Raw genomic sequence first — 16826 nt, 5'->3', positions numbered from 1 at the left:
CGCACTCAGTGCGGTTCCGGCGCGTTCTCCCCGTGCGCGGTCTCGTACTCGGCCTCGATCACCTTGGCGTGGCGGCGTTCGCGCACCTTCCACACGATCAGGCCGACGACCACGATGACCACGACCGCGATGGTCATACCGCGGCCCACGGTCGAGGCGAGCTTCTCGTAGGACTGCCCGGCGAGATATCCGAGTACGACGAAGGTCGTGCCCCAGACGATGCCGCCGGTGGCGTTGTAGGCCAGGAATCGGCCGTAGGGCATGCGGGAGGTGCCGACCAGCGCGGGCATGACCGCGCGGAAGAATGCCGTGAACCGGCCCAGGAACACCGCCCAGCCACCGCGGTGGGCCAGGAACTCCTGAGCGCGATCGAGTCGTCCCCGATAGCGATCCAGCATGGACATCCCCAGCAGCCGTGTGCCGAAATGCTTGCCGACCTCGTACCCCACGCTGTCTCCGACGATGGCGGCCAGCACCACCAGCAGAATCATCGCCCACAGCTGCACATGGCCCTGACTGGCCGCGACCCCGCCGAGCACCGCCGCGGTCTCGCCCGGGATGACGAAACCGATGAAGATCGCGTCCTCGGCGAACACCAGCAGTCCCACGGTCAGGTAGACCCATACCGGTGCGATCTCGAGGATCCGCTGCATCAGCGAGTTCATGTCGGCAACGGTACCCGGCTATCGGAGAGCACAGCGTGTCCCGCGGCCGGGCGCTGATAGCTGCGCCATCGCCCGGAGGTTGCCCGGTCGTCCCGCCGGGGTTTGCTCAGGTGGGCGGGCGGAGCGCGGCGAACTCGTCGGTGACGCGCAGGCCGTCGTCCGAGAAGCGGTAGAGAGCGGCGGGGCGGCCGCCGGATTTACCAGGGGTGGAGGTGGCGCCGGTCGGGGTGATCACCTTGCGGCGGGTCAGGACTCGTTGCAGGTTCGTCGTGTCGACGTCGTATCCCAATGCCGCGCAATAGATTTTGCGCAGGGTGGACATGGTGAAGCGCGACGGGGCAAGGGCGAAGGCGATATTGGTGTAGGACAGCTTCGCGGCCAGCCGGGTGCGGGCGTGCCGGGCGACGGTGCCGTGATCGAAGGACATCGCAGGTAGGGCCGAGACCGGATACCAGCGGGTGTCGTCCGGCAGCTGCGGGTCGGCGGTCAGCGGTACCAGCCCGAGATAGGCCGAGGCGATGCGCCGCGGCGGCGGCACCCGGTGCGGATCGCTGAACACCCAGACCTGCTCGAGATGGGACACCTCGCGCACGTCGACCTTCTCCGCGAGCTGGCGGCGGGCCGAGAAATCCAGATCCTCGTCGTCGCGCAACCGTCCGCCCGGCAGTGACCAGGTGCCGGTCTGCGGTTCCATCGCCCGCTGCCACAGCAGCACGCCCAGTTCGGTGTGCCAGCCGGATGCCGATCGGGCCGCGTCGGGGTCGACCGGCTCGTTGCTGTGCTGACCTGCGGTGACGGTGTCGCGGAAGCGACGAACTTGGAACACTGCGGTGAGCGATTCGTGAATGGTGCTACTATGGGGCACGTTTTCGATTATAAGTCGAAAACCGGTTGGATGCGAAATCGGCGGAGACGCCGGTCGCAGAAGAGAAGGAGCCATGCCATGGCGACTATGACGTTGACCGGGCGCGTCACGGACGGTCCGTCGGGGTTCACGGGTGTCGAGGCGACCCCGGAGTGGGCGGCGGAGATCAAGCGACTCGCACGCGAGCGCAATGCGACGATCCTGGCGCACAACTACCAGCTGCCCGAGATCCAGGACGTCGCCGACCACGTCGGCGACTCGCTGGCACTGTCCCGCATCGCCGCCGAGGCCCCCGAGGACACGATCGCGTTCTGTGGGGTGCACTTCATGGCCGAGACCGCCAAGATCCTGAGCCCGGACAAGACCGTGCTGATCCCGGACCAGCGCGCGGGCTGCTCGCTGGCCGACTCCATCTCCGCGGACGAGCTACGCGAATGGAAGGCCGAACACCCTGGGGCGCTGGTGGTTTCGTACGTGAACACCACCGCCGCGGTGAAGGCGCTCACCGACATCTGCTGCACCTCGTCCAACGCCGTCGACGTGGTCGCCTCCATCGACCCCGACCGCGAGGTGCTGTTCCTGCCCGACCAGTTCCTCGGCGCGCACGTCAAGCGGGTGACCGGCCGGGAGAACATGCACATCTGGGCGGGCGAGTGCCATGTGCACGCGGGCATCAACGGTGACGAGCTGACCGAGCAGGCGCGCACCCACCCCGACGCCGAACTGTTCGTGCACCCCGAATGCGGTTGCGCCACATCGGCGTTGTACCTCGCGGGCGAGGGCGCCTTCCCGGCCGAGCGGGTGCACATCCTGTCCACCGGCGGCATGATCGATGCCGCGAAGGCCGCGACCTCGCGCGAGGTGCTGGTCGCCACCGAGATCGGCATGCTGCACCAGTTGCGCAAGGCCGCGCCCGGCATCGACTTCCAGGCCGTGAACGATCGCGCCTCCTGCAAGTACATGAAGATGATCACCCCGGCCGCGCTGCTGCGCTGCCTGACCGAGAATCGCGACGAGGTGCACGTCGATCCGGAAACCGCTGCGGCGGGACGTGATTCGGTGCTGCGCATGATCGCGATCGGTAATTCCGGTGGTGGGGAGTGACAATTCCCGATCCCGGATGTGGTGAACCGCGATGAGCGCCCCGGTGATCCGGTGGGAGGACGAGGCGGATCTGGTGGTGATCGGCGGCGGCGTCGCGGGTCTGACCGCGGCGCGCACCGCCTCGCTGCGCGGACTGCGGGTGCTCATCCTGAGCAAGGGCGGGCCGGCGGATACCTCCACGCAGTACGCGCAGGGCGGCATCGCCGTCGTCGCGCCGCACGGGGATTCGGTGGATTCCCATGTCGAGGACACGGTCGTGGCCGGTGTGGGACTGTGCGATCCCGCGGCGGTGCGATCGATCGTCGAAGGCGGTCGCGGCGCGGTCGCGGCGCTGACCGATCTGGGTGCGGTCTTCGATCTCGGCCGGGACGGCGAGGTGTCGCGCACCCGCGAGGGCGGGCACAGCACTCGGCGCATCATCCACGCCGGGGGCGACGCCACCGGCGCGGAGGTGCAGCGGGCGCTGAACGCGGCCGGCCTGCCGGTGCTGTTCGGCGCCGCCGCGGTGCGGATCATCACCGGACCGCGCGGAGTTCAGGGCGTTGTCGCGGTGTCGGACAAGGGTTTCGGCGTCGTGCACGCACCCGCGGTACTGCTGGCCACCGGCGGTCTGGGACAGCTGTACGCCTGCAGCACCAACCCGCCCGGGGCCACCGCCGACGGGATAGCGCTGGCCCTGCGGGCCGGTGCGACCGTCGCGGACCTGGAATTCGTCCAGTTCCATCCGACCGTGCTGTTCACCCCGGGCGGACTGGGCCGCCGGCCGCTGATCAGCGAGGCCGTACGCGGCGAGGGTGCGAAACTGGTGGATTCCGAGGGAGATTCGGTGACCGACGGAGTGCATCCGCGGGGTGATCTCGCCCCCCGCGATGTGGTCTCCCGGGCGATCGCGGCCCGGCTGCGCGCGCTGGGAACCGATCACGTCTTCCTCGACGCCCGCGCGATCGAGGGCTTCCCGCAACGGTTTCCGACCATCACGGCCTCGTGTCTGGCGGCCGGAATCGATCCGACCGCGGATCTGATCCCGGTCGCCCCGGCCGCGCACTACCAGTGCGGCGGGATCCTCACCGACACCCATGGCCGCACAACGGTTCCCGGTCTCTACGCCGCGGGCGAGGTCGCGCGCACCGGCCTGCACGGGGCGAATCGGCTGGCCTCCAACAGCCTGCTCGAGGGCCTGGTCGTGGGGGAGCGGGCCGGTGCCGCGGCCGCGGAGCGGCTCGACGAACCCGGACGCGTCGGCGAGATCGGCGACTGGGAGTTCCCGCGCGCGGACCGGAAGTTGTTGCAGGAGTTGATGACCGAGAGCACGGGTGTGGTGCGCGACGGCGACGGCCTGCGCGGGGCGGTGCTGCGGCTGCTACACCTGCTCAACGATCGCAACGGCGGGGCACGCGCCCTGTCCGCGAATCCTCCCGAGGCTCCGGACGACCCGGAGCGGGCACAGGACGTCGGCGGTGTGATCCCCGACATCGAGGACGCGGCGTTGACGCTCACCGCCCGCGTCATGCTCCTGGCCGCGAGTGCGCGCACCGAGACCCGCGGCTGCCATACCCGGTCCGATCACCCCGAAACCCGGGACGACCTGGGCCGCAGCGTTCCGGTGCGACTGGGCCCGGACGGGCGGCCGCAGCTGATCACCACCGGCGCCGAGCACGACACCGAGTGGGGTGCGCCGGTGCCGAGGGCGTCGTGAGACCGCGACCGAACGAGACGAATGCAGGAGTGGACCGATGAGCTTGGATCCCGGACTCGATCGTAACGAGATCCGCACCCTGATCCGTACCGCGCTGGATGAGGACCTGCGGTACGGACCCGATATCACCACGGCCGCAACGGTTCCCGAGCAGGCCGTGGTGAAGGCGGCGATGGCCTCGCGGCAGCCGGGCACCGTCGCCGGAATCGATGTCGGGCTGCTGGTGCTGGACGAGGTGATCGGCGCGGGGAACTACGAGGTCACCGACCGGGTGCCCGACGGCACCCGGGTCGCCCCCGGTGACGCCGTGCTGAGCTTGCTCGCCCCGACCCGCGGCTTGCTCACCGCCGAGCGCACGATGCTCAATCTGGTGACCCACCTGTCCGGCATCGCCACCGCGACGGCCGCCTGGGTGGACGCGGTCGCGGGCACCGATTGCCGTATCCGCGACAGCCGCAAGACCCTGCCGGGCATGCGTTCTCTGCAGAAGTACGCGGTGCGCGCCGGTGGCGGGGTCAACCACCGGATGGGTCTGGGCGATGCCGCGCTGATCAAGGACAACCACGTGGTGGCCGCCGGATCGGTGGTAGCAGCCCTGCAGGCGGTGCGCGCGCTGGCGCCCGGCATCACCTGCGAGGTCGAGGTGGACACCCTCGAACAACTCGATGCCGTCCTAGCGCACGACGTGGAACTGGTTCTGCTGGACAACTTCCCGCTGTGGGCCACCCAGGCCGCCGTGCAGCGCCGCAACACTCGGGCCCCACGCACGAAACTCGAATCCTCGGGCGGACTTTCGCTCGACATGGCCGCCGAATACGCCGGTACCGGCGTGGACTACCTCGCCGTCGGCGCACTCACCCACTCGGTCCGCGTGCTCGACCTCGGCCTGGATATGTAGCTGGATCCCGTGCGGGAGGATTCGAGCTTTCGCCCGCTGCGGTGAACGCAGATGTGCGAGTCGGCCCGACAACGGTGGGTGGTCGTTGACGCTGATGCCCTCGCGGTAGGGGAAGCCGGGTTGCCCGCAGTCGTTGCTGCCACGACCCGGGCGCAGGCGTGCGCCGGTGACGGTCAGTTGGTTGCCAACGCGGCGAGCACCGGGAGCGATATGGCCAAGCCGTTGTTGACGCCGTGCACGACGACGCCCGGCCACACCGAACCCGTGCGGCGCAGCAGCAGGGCGTTGATCACGCCGACCACGAACGCCACGGGCAGCACAGGGTTGATGCCGTGCGCGAGGGCGAAGATCGTGGCGCTGACCAGGACGCTGATCCAGGCTCCGTAACGGCTCAGGGCATTGGCCAGGACACCGCGGAACAGGAATTCCTCACCGATCGGGGTGGCGACGAATCCGGTGACGGCCGTCGCGAGGTACCAGAGCATGCCGCCCGCCGCGGCGGAGTGGTAACCGGTCTGGATGTTCCGGTGGTCGCCGGTGAGGGTCTGGTAGAGCAGCGAGACGATCGCCGACAACAGGTAGGCCAGGACGCCGAATCCGATGGCGGCCAGGAGCGATCGTCCGCTGGCGCGCCGCACGCCGAACGGTGCGAGCCTGCGGATTCGCAGCAGGGCGGCGACCGCGAACGCGCCCAGGCCCATCGCCGCGGAGAGCGAGAATTCCACGACTCCCGATGCGGCGCCCGGCAGGTTCGCGTGCGTCAGATAGCAGATCACCCCCGCGTAGAGGACCCCGTAGGCGGCGAGTCCGGCCACGATCTCGGGTCGGCCGGGACGCGGTCCGGCGTGCGACGTCTCGGTCGGCATCTCGGCCGGAGCGGTGCGGGCGGTCTCGTTCATTCGATGCTCCCTGATCGGCGTTACGGCATTAGCACAGTGTGCTAGTGCGATGAACCGTACACCGTGCTAGCACACTGTGCTAGTCTCGCTTTCGTGAATACGAGCAGGCGGGAGGAAATCCTCGCCGCAGCCCTGCGGCTGACGTCCGAGCACGGCGTCGGAGTGTTGAGCGTCCGATCGGTCGCCTCTGCGGCGGGTGTCGGTGCGAGCACGTTGCGGCACTACTTCCCCTCCCAGGCGGACCTCTATCAGGCCGTCGCGAGCCGGGTGGTCACCAGCGTCCTGTCCGATCTCGACATCGCCGACGACACTCGCGATCCGGCCGACCGCCTGTACGACTGCCTGGTCCAGTTCCTCCCCCGGCCCGCCGAGCAGATTCCGGCGCTGACCAGCTGGGCCGAGCTGGTCAGGGCGGCCCTCGGTGGCGATGCGGGCGTCGCGCAGATCCTCGCGGTCGGGCGCGAGGCCTCACGCGCGGCGTTGCACGGCTGGCTGGACGTGCTCGCCGGTCAGGGGCATATCGCGGCGCAGGACGTGGCGGCTCACGTCGTGCGCGTACTCACCCTGGTCGACGGGCTGAACCTCGACATGTTCCTGTTCCCGGACCGCGTCGACGCGGCAGCGGCGCGAACGGCGATGCGCTGGTTCGCCGACCACATCGTGAGCTGAATTCCCTTGACTACCCGGTGAGTTCGCGTTCGAGAGGCGTCCGGAACCGGGGGATCGCGCGGACATCGCCGTACCACCCCTCGATGCGGGCAGCCTCCGCGGCAATGCTCTCGGTCGCCTCGCGGCCGATGTCCTCCAGCGCGCGCCAGACGACCTCGCCGCTGGAGCGCTGGGCCCAGCCGCCGACGACGCGCCCGCCCCACCAGACGGTCGGGCCGACATTGCCGTTGCCGTCGAAAAGTGCCGTGCGGTGCGGGCCGAGGAACCATTCGCGTTCCTGCCAGCCCATCGGCGTCGGGTCGAGCGCGGGCAGCAGCGCCGGGCCCGGCTCGGGTTCGGGGACCGGGTCGAGATCCTCGGCGAGCAGCACGCCGGTGCCGCCGTCGAGGTCGATCTCGACGATATCGAGCTGCGCCAAGGTCTTTCGAACCTCGCCGAGCGTCCAGCCGGTCCACCACTTCAGATCCGCGACCGGCGCGGGGCCGAATGCGTGCAGCCAGCGGCGCACGAGTTCGGCGCGTGCGGCATCCGCGGACAGCGCGGGAACTCCTGCGGGCAACCAGGATTCGATCGGCTCCCAGACGTACTGGGTGCTGCCCCAACTGCCGTTGGGGCGGCCGCGCACGATCCGGCCCTCACACCCCAAGATGAGCAGAACCCAGGTGGTGATGGCGGTGGGCTTGGAATACGGCTTGCCGGGTGCGGTGTCGACCTGCGTGCGCAGTCGCGGCACCGCCGCACCGAGTTGTGCACCGGTCGCGCTGCCGCGAGCCAGGAGTTCGCGATGAGTTTGCTCTTCCACCTCCGCGAGCCAGGCGTCGATATCCCCGTCGACGACCTGTTCGAGATGACGCGCGTAGGTCCGGCGCTGCTTGACCGCCTGTGCGTCGGCGCACGAAGCCTGTAGCGCGGGCACCAGGTCGATCGGCGCGACGAACATGGTGCGGCGCATCGCCAGCATCCGCAGCAGGGTCCGGTCGGTGTACAGGGCCTTCTCGATCTGCGCGGGCTCCAGCTCGCGGCTGCGCGCGGCGATCGATAGGAAGACCGTCGCGGGATCGGTGGCGTGCAGTACCACCAGTGAACGGGTGATCGCGGCGGCGTCGTCCACCCGGGCCGCCGCGGTGAGCCGGTGCCGAACGGCCAGGCGTGCCCGCCGCTGTGCGGCATCGATCGAACGCATGGGCGAATACTAGCGGCGCGGATCTGTGAAATCCACGACAGGGACGCCGATGATCTCGTTTCGGTTGCGCGATGATCTCCTGCGTATTGCACAGCGGTTCCACATATTTCTCCCCGATCACGCTCCGGCGTCGGCGTCGTCCGCACGGCCCGCTACACTCGTGCGGGAACACGCGTAGGTGACTGCGCGAGGTAAGTCATGGATCGCGGAGAATTCGGAGTAGTGCCATCGAAACCGGCCAAGTGATCGCAGGGCATTACCGCCTGGTCGAGCGGATCGGTAGCGGCGGCACAGGCGTCGTGTGGCGCGCCGTCGACGAGCGGCTCGAACGGTCGGTGGCGATCAAGCAGATCCTCACCCAGCCCAGTCTGCCTCCGGGTGAGAAGGAGATCGTGCGGGCGCGCGCCTCGCGCGAGGCGCGTAACGCGGCCCGATTCCAGCACCCCAACGCGATCGTGGTCTTCGACATCACCGACCACGAGGGCGATCCCTGCCTGGTGATGGAGTACCTGCAGTCGCAGAGTCTGGCGATGGTGCTGTCCTCGCAGGGCGTCCTTCCGCTGGATCAGGTAGCGCGGATCGGCGAGCAGGTGGCCTCGGCCCTGGTGGCCGCACATCGCGCCGGGATCGTGCACCGCGACGTCAAGCCGGGCAACGTGCTGCTCGGGGAGAACGGCACCGTCAAGATCACCGACTTCGGCATCTCCAAGGCCAAGGGTGATGTCGCGCTGACCGCGACCGGGCTGATCTCCGGCACCGCCGCCTACCTCGCCCCCGAGGTGGCGCGCGGCACCGACCCGACGCCGGCCGCCGATGTCTTCGCCTTGGGCGCAACGCTTTTCCACGCCCTCGAGGGTGAGCCGCCCTACGGCAGCAACCCCAACCCGCTGGCGCTGCTGTACGCGGCGGCCAACGGCCAGCTCAGCCAGCCCCGCAACGCCGGGCAGCTCACCGACCTGCTGCTGGATCTGCTCAGCTTCGAGCCCGAGGACCGGCCGAGCATGGTCGAGGTCCGCGATCAGCTGGCCGAATTCGCCGATATGGCCGATGACGCCGTGCCGACCCGCATGCTGGCCACGCACCGACCCGCCTCGCGTCGTCAGGCCACCCGCACCCTGGACCGCCGTGCCGAGCAGGCCGAGATCTCCACTGCGGAGATGATGGCGCAGGAGCCCCCGTCGGAGCCGAGCCTGCCGCCCGTGCGCCCGGCCCGATCCAACGGCCACCCGACCCGTTCGCATCCCGTGCAGACTCCCGCGCCGGAGGAGCCGGGCAACCGCCGGACCCTGCTGTTCGTCGGCGGTTTCGTGGCGGGCCTGGTGATCGTCGGTGTCGCGCTGTACCTGCTGTTCGGCGGTTCGCCGCCGAAATCCCCGTCCGCAGAGGCGAATTCGACTCCGACCAGTGCCGCGGCGCAGACCACCGCGCCTTCCGGTGCATCGCTCGGCCAGACCAAGAGTGCGGGTAAGGCCAGCGTGGGTTCCGCGGCAACCTTGATCCAGAACTTCTACAACGCCCTGGTCGGCAGCGACGGCAGCCCCAGCAGCGCGTGGAACATGTTGACTCCGGCCGCTCAGCAGGTCTACGGCAGCGAGTCTGCCTTCGAGAACTACTGGACGCAGAATCCGGTGACCAAGTGGAGTTCGGTCTCCGGGTCCGGCGACGGCGCCAACGCGGACGGATCGGTCGACATGTCCGTCGGCAACGTCACCAATGCCGGACATTCCCGGTCGGTGTCGCTGCGCGTGGTCGTCGGCAGCAGCGGCAAACTGCTCATCGACAGCGATACGAAGTCCTGAGCGGTATCGGGCGTGTCGCGAATACGCCCGATGGCGCAATCGCGCACCCTAGGGTTTGCCGCATTCGTTGTCCCGGTTAGCCTTCCACTGTGGATATACGGCAGATGCTCAGAGAGGAGCGCGCCGAACTGGTCGCGCTGCTGCGTTCGCTGAGCGACGAGGAGTGGGAGTCGCCGTCGCTGTGCGCGGGGTGGCGGGTGCGCGATGTGGTGGGGCATCTGTTGTATGACGCGATTCCGTTGCCGGAGTACGCGATGGCGGGCGTGCGCTGCCGCTTCTCCCCGGACCGGGTGAACAACACACTGGTCGATCGGACGAAGGCTTTGTCCATCGAGGAACTGTTGGACAAGCTCGAGCACAACCGCGAACACATCACGCGGTTGGTCCCGAAGGTCGGCCTGGCCGATATGTTCGTCCACCAGCAGGACATTCGCCGCCCCCTCGGATATCAACGCACCGTGCCGCCCGAGCGCCTGCGTGCGGTGCTGGCCCATCCGGATCCGTTCGCCCGCCCCGGCCGGTACACCAGCGGCATACGATTCGTCGCGACCGATGTGGAGTGGTCGCGCGGCGTGGGTCCCGAGGTCAGTGGTCCGGGCGAGGCGCTGGCCCTGGCGATGGTCGGGCGAACCGCCGCCCTGGACGATCTGACCGGCGACGGAGTGCCGATCCTGCGCCTGCGTCACGGGTGAACCGCCCGCAGCCGCGCATCGTGCGCGGGGCTCATCGAGAATAGTTGCAGCCGAACGTAATTCATCATCGCGATGACGGCGGGGTGCCGGGCCGCCGCACGGTGCGGAGCCCGGCACCCGGCGAATGCTCAGTCCCGGGTGACGGCGTATCCCGACACGTGCGTCGGGCGGATCGCCAACTTCACGCGGTCCTGCGCATCGGGTGGCACGATCGGCCCGCCGCCGTAGCGCTGGGACAGGCTGGTGTAGAGCGAGCCCTCCGGGTCGGGGTCGATGTGGTCGACCACCCCGCGGACCTCGATGTACCGGTACGGCTTGTCCGGATCGAAGATCGAGACCGAAACCCGCGGCTCGGCGGCGAGATTCCGGAACTTCTGCCGGGCGTTGGTGTGGGTGAACCAGATCAGGTCGCCGTCCCAGACGAACCACATCGGGTTGACCTGCGGCGCTCCGTCGGGCCGGGTGGTGCCCAGGCTCGCGAAAATGGGCCGCTCCAGCAGGTCGCGGGCCTTCGCGGGGATTTCGACCATCGTGCCTCGTTCCTTCGTCGGTGTTCGGTGTACGTCCGGATCGAACCACGAAGGACGCTCGACTATGCCCGTACCGAAGCACCCGGTCGGGCGGCGGATGGCTCGCGGCGCGGACCCGATAGTCTGGTATGTGGTCCGGGGCCATCCTGCCTCGGGTGTGATGACCAGCACAGACAAGGATTCCACACCGCTATGACATCCCGCATCGAGCTCGCCCGCGTCGATCTGCGCGGTCGTACTCCCACCGCCGGCGAGCTGCGCACCGCGCTGCCGCGAGGGGGAGTCGACGTCGACTCGGTGCTGCATCATGTCCGGCCGGTCGTGGAGGCGATCCGCGATCGGGGCGTCGAGGCGGCCCAGGAGTTCAGCGAGAAGTTCGACGGGGTTGTGCCCGCTTCGATCCGGGTGCCCGCCGACGAGCTGGACCGGGCGCTGACCGAACTGGACCCGGCCGTGCGCGCCGCGCTGGAGGTCGCCATCGAGCGGACCCGCAAGGTGCACGCCGATCAACGTCGCACCGACACCACGACCGAGGTGGTGCCGGGCGGCACCGTCACCGAGCGCTGGGTTCCGGTCGAGCGCGTCGGGCTGTACGTGCCCGGCGGCAACGCGGTGTACCCCTCCAGCGTCGTGATGAACGTGGTGCCCGCCCAGGCGGCCGGGGTCGGCTCGCTCGTGGTGGCCTCGCCGCCCCAGGCACAGTTCGGCGGGCTGCCGCATCCGACCATCCTGGCCGCGGCGAAACTGCTGGGCGTGCAGGAGGTCTGGGCCGTGGGCGGCGCTCAGGCGGTCGCACTGCTGTCCTACGGCGGCACCGACACCACCGGATCCGCGCTCGAGCCCGTCGACATGATCACCGGCCCCGGCAACATCTACGTCACCGCGGCAAAACGCCTGTGCCGCGGCCTGGTCGGCATCGATGCCGAGGCCGGCCCCACCGAGATCGCCGTCCTGGCCGACGCGACCGCCGATCCGGTGCACGTGGCCGCCGATCTGATCAGCCAGGCCGAACACGACGTCCTGGCCGCGAGTGTGCTGGTCACCGACAGCGCCGCACTGGCGGATGCCGTCGAGGCGGCGGTGAACGCGCAGCTCGACGTCGTCAAACACCACCACCGGGTGGCGGAGGCGTTGTCGGGCAAGCAGTCCGGCATCGTCCTGGTCGACGACATCGCTCAGGGTCTGCGCGTGGTGGACGCCTACGCCGCCGAACACCTCGAGATCCAGACCGCCGACGCCGCCGCGGTGGCGGCCCGAGTACGCAGTGCCGGAGCGATTTTCGTCGGCGCGTGGTCACCGGTGAGCCTGGGCGACTACTGCGCCGGATCCAATCACGTCCTGCCGACGGCCGGATGCGCCCGGCACTCCTCGGGATTGAGCGTGCAGACCTTCCTGCGCGGCATCCACGTCGTGGAGTACTCCGAGGCGGCGCTGAAAGATGTTGCGGGCCATGTGGTCGCGCTGTCGAAGGCCGAGGATCTGCCCGCGCACGGTCAGGCCGTGCAGGCTCGATTCGAGGCTCTGTCGTGACGAGTGTGGCGAATATCCCGGGGTCGGCGATATCCCTGGACGATCTGCCGCTGCGGGAGAACCTGCGTGGTAAATCCCCCTACGGCGCACCGCAGTTGACCGTGCCGGTGCAACTGAACACCAACGAGAATCCACATCCGCCGAGCCGGGCGCTGGTCGAGGACGTCGCCGAATCGATCCGGGCCGCCGCGGCGGATCTGCATCGCTACCCGGACCGCGACGCGATCGCGCTGCGCACCGATCTGGCCGCCTACCTGACCCGGCAGACCGGCGTCGCCCTGGACGTGTCGAACGTGTGGGCCGCCAACGGTTCCAACGAGGTGCTGCAGCAACTGTTGCAGGCATTCGGCGGAGCCGGCCGCAGCGCAATGGGTTTCGTGCCGTCGTATTCGATGCACCCGATCATCTCCGAGGGCATCGACACCGAATGGGTGGCGGCCAGGCGCGACGCCGATTTCACCCTGGACATCGACTACGCGATCGCGCACATCGCCGAGCGTCGTCCCGATGTGGTGTTCGTGACGAGTCCGAACAACCCGACCGGGCACAGCATCGCCCAGGCGGATCTGGTCCGGATCCTCGAGGCGGCGCCGGGCATCGTCATCGTCGACGAGGCGTACGCCGAATTCTCCGATGCCCCCAGCGCGATCGAGCTGATCGATCGGTTCCCGGCCGAGCTGGTGGTCAGCCGGACGATGTCCAAGGCGTTCGCCTTCGCCGGTGGCCGCCTCGGCTACATGGCTGCCGCACCCGCGGTGATCGACGCGATGTTGCTGGTACGCCTGCCGTATCACCTGTCCGTGGTCACGCAGGCGGCCGCGCGGGCGGCCCTGCGGCACGCCGACGAAACCCTCGCCAGCGTTGCGGAATTGGCGGTGCAGCGCGATCGGGTCGCGAAAGCCCTGGGGCAGATGGGATTCCGGGTCGCGCCGAGCGATGCCAACTTCCTGCTGTTCGGCCCCTTCGCTGATGCGCCGCGCGCCTGGCAACGGTACCTGGACGAGGGCGTGCTGATTCGCGACGTCGGCATTCCCGGGCATCTGCGCGTCACCATCGGCCTCACCGCCGAGAACGACGAATTCCTGCGCGTCAGTGAGCTTCTGGCGGCCACCGAGCGGGTGATCCCGTGACCGCGAACACCGATACGGCCGCCGACACGTCGGCCGAGACCAGTCCCGAGGCGAGAGCGAGTATGCACCGAACTGCGCGGGTGGAGCGCACCACCAAGGAGTCCAGCATCGTCGTCGAGTTGGATCTCGACGGAACCGGCCGCACCGAGATCTCCACGGGCGTCCCCTTCTACGACCACATGCTGACCGCACTCGGCGCGCACGCCAGTTTCGATCTGACCGTGCGTTCGGAGGGTGATATCGAGATCGAGGCGCATCACACCGTCGAGGACACCGCGATCGTGCTCGGGCAGGCGCTGGGCCAGGCGCTGGGCGACAAGAAGGGCATCCGCCGCTTCGGCGACGCGTTCATCCCGATGGACGAGACGCTGGCGCATGCGGTCGTGGACGTGTCCGGGCGGCCCTACTGCGTGCACACCGGCGAGCCGGATCACCTGCTGCACACGATCATTCCCGGTTCGGCGAGCTCCGGTTCGGCGGGTTCTGCGCTGCGTCCCGGCGCGCCGTACTCCACCGTGCTGAATCGGCACGTGTTCGAATCCATCGCACTCAACGCACGCATCGCACTGCACGTGCGGGTGCTCTACGGCCGCGACCAGCATCACGTCACCGAGGCCGAATTCAAGGCTGTGGCACGGGCATTGCGTGCCGCGGTCGAATTCGACGCGCGGGTCAGCGGTGTGCCCTCGACGAAGGGGACGCTGTGACGGTATCTCCGGGGCGCTCGGCAGGCGCCGCGCCCAGTGTCGCGCTGTTGGACTACGGCTCGGGCAACCTGCATTCGGCCAACCGCGCGCTGATCCGCGCAGGCGCCGAGGTCACCGTCACGGCCGATCCCGAAATCGCCTTGGCCGCCGACGGTTTGGTGGTTCCCGGCGTGGGAGCGTTCGCCGCGTGTATGGCCGGACTGCGAGCGGTGCGCGGTGAACGCATCATCGGCAAACGTCTCGCGGGCGGGCGTCCGGTGCTGGGTATCTGCGTCGGCATGCAGATCCTGTTCGAGCGCGGCGTGGAATTCGGCGTGGAGACCGAGGGCTGCGCGGAGTGGCCCGGCACGGTGGAGCAGCTGCCCGCGCCGGTCCTGCCGCACATGGGCTGGAACACCGTGCGCACCCCCGCGGACAGCGTGCTGTTCGCGGGAATGGACGAGCGGACCCGGTTCTACTTCGTGCACTCCTACGCCGCGCAGAAGTGGGCCTGGAACGACGCGGACACCGCGATTCCCGCCGCGAAGCTCACCTGGGCCGAACACGGCGGACCGTTCCTGGCCGCGGTCGAGAACGGCCCGCTCAGCGCGACCCAGTTCCATCCGGAGAAATCCGGCGACGCCGGTGCGCTACTGCTGCGCAACTGGGTGAACTCGCTGTAGTCCACGGTCCGGGTCGTAGGTTGGCCGAGGAATTGCGGTTAGGGTCGAACCCGGTCGGGACCATGCGGCGAAAGGGACTGCTGTGAGCGAGCTCGAGAGCAATTCCGGCACGGACGCGGTGACATCGTGAACGCGCTGGCCACGGCATTCGACCTGCCGATGTGGCTGGGGTACATCAACACCGGCTCGGCGGGGATTCCGCTGCTGAGCGGTTCGGCGTCCGGGTCGGCGGCGGCCGGATCCAGTTAGCGGATCCGGCTCAGTCCGGCGGCACCGGGTCGACGCGTTCGGCCAGCCAGCGGCCGCCGACGTTGTCCAGGCTCACGTGCATCACCGTGCGTCCAGGGCGGGGGATACCGAAGGTCGCGTCGCTGCGGGTGGTGTGGTCCACCGACACCACCATCTGCGCGTGGCCGGGGTCGGCGGTCTGGGTGCTGCACTCCACCGACAGCACGTCGGAGGTGGTGTGTGACCCGACCACCCGATTGCGCCGGTCCGCGCTGGAGTTCTGGAAATCCGCGTGGAACGTGCCGGTGGAGTTGTCCAGGACGCGCTGGTTGTAGGCGTCGTAATCGGTGAACGTGTAGGTCGTGAGCTGGCGGCCGAATTCGCAGGCGGCCATCTGCGCCGGATCGGTCGGATCGGCGGCGGCGGGGCCGGCCAGCAGACCGCTCACGGGGATCACGCTGATGCCCGATGCGGCCAGTGCGACCATGCCGATTCCGGTGGCCGGTCGTGGCAGGCCCCTGTGTCGCAGCGTTCTCCGGGACATACCGCACCCCTTGTTGCTCGACAATGTTTGCGAACCCGTGTCCTCGCCCCCGTGCAATGACACGCGCCCATTTCATATTGCCCAACGAGCGGCGCGGCAAACCTGATCAGCGGTCCAGTTCGGCTCGCGGGCGTGTCGTCGAACTCGCGGTGCGCCGCCGCGACGAGGTGGGTGCTGCGCCGTCGCACGGGCCGTGCCCGATCGCGCTCGAAGTCCGGTCGACACCCCTGGGCCTGCGGCGGGTCCGGCCCGGAGCCCGGAGCAGCACGGTTGCCCAGTAGGCTACTGCCGTGAATCTTGTGCTGCTTCCCGCCGTCGATGTCGCCAATGGTGAGGCCGTTCGCCTGGTCCAGGGGGAGGCGGGCAGTGAAACGAGTTACGGATCGCCGCGCGAGGCCGCACTGGCCTGGCAGACCGCCGGCGCCGAATGGGTCCATCTGGTCGACCTGGACGCCGCCTTCGGGCGCGGCTCCAACCGGGACCTGATCGCCCAGGTGGTCGGCGAACTCGATGTGAAGGTCGAACTGTCCGGCGGCATCCGCGACGACGAGTCGTTGAAGGCGGTCCTGGCGACCGGATGCGCCCGGGTGAATCTGGGCACGGCCGCGCTGGAGGATCCGGCGTGGGCGGCCCGCGCGATCGGCGAATACGGCGACCGGATCGCCGTCGGCCTGGACGTGCGGCTGACCGAGGGCGAATACCGGCTGCGCGGTCGCGGCTGGGTCAGCGACGGCGGCGACCTGTGGGAGGTGCTCGAACGGCTCGAGCGCGACGGCTGTTCGCGCTACGTCGTCACCGACGTCACCAAGGACGGCACTCTGACCGGGCCGAATCTGGATCTGCTGCGCGAGGTCTGCCAGGCCACCGAGGCTCCGGTGGTCGCCTCCGGCGGCGTGTCCACACTGGACGATCTGCGTGCCATCGCGGGGCTGGTACCCGAGGGCGTCGAAGGGGCGATCGTCGGAAAAGCCTTGTACGCCGGGCGATTCACCCTGCCCGAGGCGTTGGACGCGGTGCGCTGAGGT

The 16826-nt window shown here is 69.1% G+C and carries 18 protein-coding genes; 12 read left to right on the top strand and 6 right to left on the bottom strand.

Going from position 1 to position 16826, the window contains the following annotated elements; translation table 11 throughout:
• Positions 1–5: 5 nt before the first annotated feature.
• On the bottom strand, positions 6–665 hold the full coding sequence (locus K7711_RS34515; RefSeq protein WP_222974813.1) for a DedA family protein: 660 nt from the start codon (positions 663–665) through the stop codon (positions 6–8).
• Between the two features lie 106 nt (positions 666–771).
• Positions 772–1530, bottom strand: a complete 759-nt coding sequence (locus tag K7711_RS34510; RefSeq protein ID WP_308015080.1) for an NUDIX hydrolase — start codon at positions 1528–1530, stop codon at positions 772–774.
• A 78-nt stretch (positions 1531–1608) separates the two neighbouring features.
• Between K7711_RS34510 and nadA the strand changes: the two genes are divergently transcribed.
• From nadA to nadC, 3 genes are read left to right on the top strand one after another with little or no spacing between them, the layout of a single operon-like run.
• Positions 1609–2634: a quinolinate synthase NadA gene (gene nadA / locus K7711_RS34505; RefSeq protein ID WP_222974809.1), complete on the top strand. Its 1026-nt coding sequence runs from the start codon at positions 1609–1611 to the stop codon at positions 2632–2634.
• A gap of 31 nt (positions 2635–2665) precedes the next feature.
• Entirely contained in the window at positions 2666–4330 is a 1665-nt protein-coding gene (locus tag K7711_RS34500) for an L-aspartate oxidase (protein ID WP_222974807.1), read from the top strand.
• A 37-nt stretch (positions 4331–4367) separates the two neighbouring features.
• Positions 4368–5228 (top strand): carboxylating nicotinate-nucleotide diphosphorylase, encoded by an 861-nt coding sequence (gene nadC / locus K7711_RS34495; protein ID WP_222974805.1) that lies wholly within the window; start codon positions 4368–4370, stop codon positions 5226–5228.
• A 173-nt stretch (positions 5229–5401) separates the two neighbouring features.
• Here the strand turns inward: nadC and K7711_RS34490 are convergent, their stop codons facing one another.
• Positions 5402–6127 carry a CPBP family intramembrane glutamic endopeptidase gene (locus K7711_RS34490; RefSeq protein WP_222974803.1) on the bottom strand — a complete coding sequence of 242 codons (726 nt, stop codon included), beginning with the start codon at positions 6125–6127 and terminating at the stop codon, positions 5402–5404.
• A gap of 93 nt (positions 6128–6220) precedes the next feature.
• Between K7711_RS34490 and K7711_RS34485 the strand changes: the two genes are divergently transcribed.
• The gene (locus K7711_RS34485) at positions 6221–6796 is read left to right on the top strand and encodes a TetR/AcrR family transcriptional regulator (protein WP_222974802.1); all 576 of its coding nucleotides are present in this window, start codon (positions 6221–6223) and stop codon (positions 6794–6796) included.
• Between the two features lie 10 nt (positions 6797–6806).
• Here the strand turns inward: K7711_RS34485 and K7711_RS34480 are convergent, their stop codons facing one another.
• A complete protein-coding gene (locus tag K7711_RS34480; RefSeq protein WP_222974801.1) occupies positions 6807–7979 on the bottom strand; it encodes a winged helix DNA-binding domain-containing protein in 1173 nt (390 codons plus the stop codon).
• A gap of 242 nt (positions 7980–8221) precedes the next feature.
• Here K7711_RS34480 and K7711_RS34475 point away from each other — a divergent pair, with 242 nt between their 5' ends.
• Both K7711_RS34475 and K7711_RS34470 read left to right on the top strand, forming a co-directional pair.
• Positions 8222–9778, top strand: a complete 1557-nt coding sequence (locus tag K7711_RS34475; protein WP_222974800.1) for a serine/threonine-protein kinase — start codon at positions 8222–8224, stop codon at positions 9776–9778.
• A 104-nt stretch (positions 9779–9882) separates the two neighbouring features.
• Positions 9883–10470 carry a maleylpyruvate isomerase family mycothiol-dependent enzyme gene (locus tag K7711_RS34470; protein WP_222975070.1) on the top strand — a complete coding sequence of 196 codons (588 nt, stop codon included), beginning with the start codon at positions 9883–9885 and terminating at the stop codon, positions 10468–10470.
• Positions 10471–10598: 128 nt separating this feature from the next.
• On the opposite strand, the gene K7711_RS34465 is transcribed toward K7711_RS34470, so the two are convergent.
• A complete protein-coding gene (locus K7711_RS34465) occupies positions 10599–11000 on the bottom strand; it encodes a PPOX class F420-dependent oxidoreductase (protein ID WP_222974798.1) in 402 nt (133 codons plus the stop codon).
• A 192-nt stretch (positions 11001–11192) separates the two neighbouring features.
• Here K7711_RS34465 and hisD point away from each other — a divergent pair, with 192 nt between their 5' ends.
• From hisD to K7711_RS48645, 5 genes are all read left to right on the top strand, one after another.
• The gene (gene hisD, locus K7711_RS34460; protein ID WP_222974796.1) at positions 11193–12530 is read left to right on the top strand and encodes a histidinol dehydrogenase; all 1338 of its coding nucleotides are present in this window, start codon (positions 11193–11195) and stop codon (positions 12528–12530) included.
• 5 nt (positions 12531–12535) lie between these two features.
• Entirely contained in the window at positions 12536–13660 is a 1125-nt protein-coding gene (locus tag K7711_RS34455; protein ID WP_222975068.1) for a histidinol-phosphate transaminase, read from the top strand.
• Positions 13661–13722: 62 nt separating this feature from the next.
• On the top strand, positions 13723–14367 hold the full coding sequence (hisB, locus tag K7711_RS34450) for an imidazoleglycerol-phosphate dehydratase HisB (RefSeq protein WP_222975066.1): 645 nt from the start codon (positions 13723–13725) through the stop codon (positions 14365–14367).
• Complete coding sequence (hisH, locus tag K7711_RS34445) at positions 14364–15029, top strand: imidazole glycerol phosphate synthase subunit HisH (RefSeq protein ID WP_222974794.1); 666 nt, start codon at positions 14364–14366, stop codon at positions 15027–15029. The genes hisB and hisH overlap by 4 nt, the downstream gene beginning before the upstream one ends.
• Before the next feature lie 126 nt (positions 15030–15155).
• Positions 15156–15278 (top strand): hypothetical protein, encoded by a 123-nt coding sequence (locus K7711_RS48645; RefSeq protein WP_268929580.1) that lies wholly within the window; start codon positions 15156–15158, stop codon positions 15276–15278.
• A 10-nt stretch (positions 15279–15288) separates the two neighbouring features.
• On the opposite strand, the gene K7711_RS34440 is transcribed toward K7711_RS48645, so the two are convergent.
• A complete protein-coding gene (locus K7711_RS34440; RefSeq protein WP_222974792.1) occupies positions 15289–15801 on the bottom strand; it encodes a hypothetical protein in 513 nt (170 codons plus the stop codon).
• Between the two features lie 290 nt (positions 15802–16091).
• Between K7711_RS34440 and priA the strand changes: the two genes are divergently transcribed.
• Complete coding sequence (gene priA, locus K7711_RS34435; protein ID WP_222974790.1) at positions 16092–16823, top strand: bifunctional 1-(5-phosphoribosyl)-5-((5-phosphoribosylamino)methylideneamino)imidazole-4-carboxamide isomerase/phosphoribosylanthranilate isomerase PriA; 732 nt, start codon at positions 16092–16094, stop codon at positions 16821–16823.
• Positions 16824–16826 lie beyond the last annotated feature (3 nt).

Origin of the sequence: Nocardia coffeae (assembly GCF_019890715.1) — a bacterium.
Lineage (GTDB): Bacteria > Actinomycetota > Actinomycetes > Mycobacteriales > Mycobacteriaceae > Nocardia > Nocardia jiangxiensis.
The sequence above is the reverse complement of the archived record's forward strand: the minus strand, read 5'-3'. Positions and strand labels throughout refer to the sequence as shown.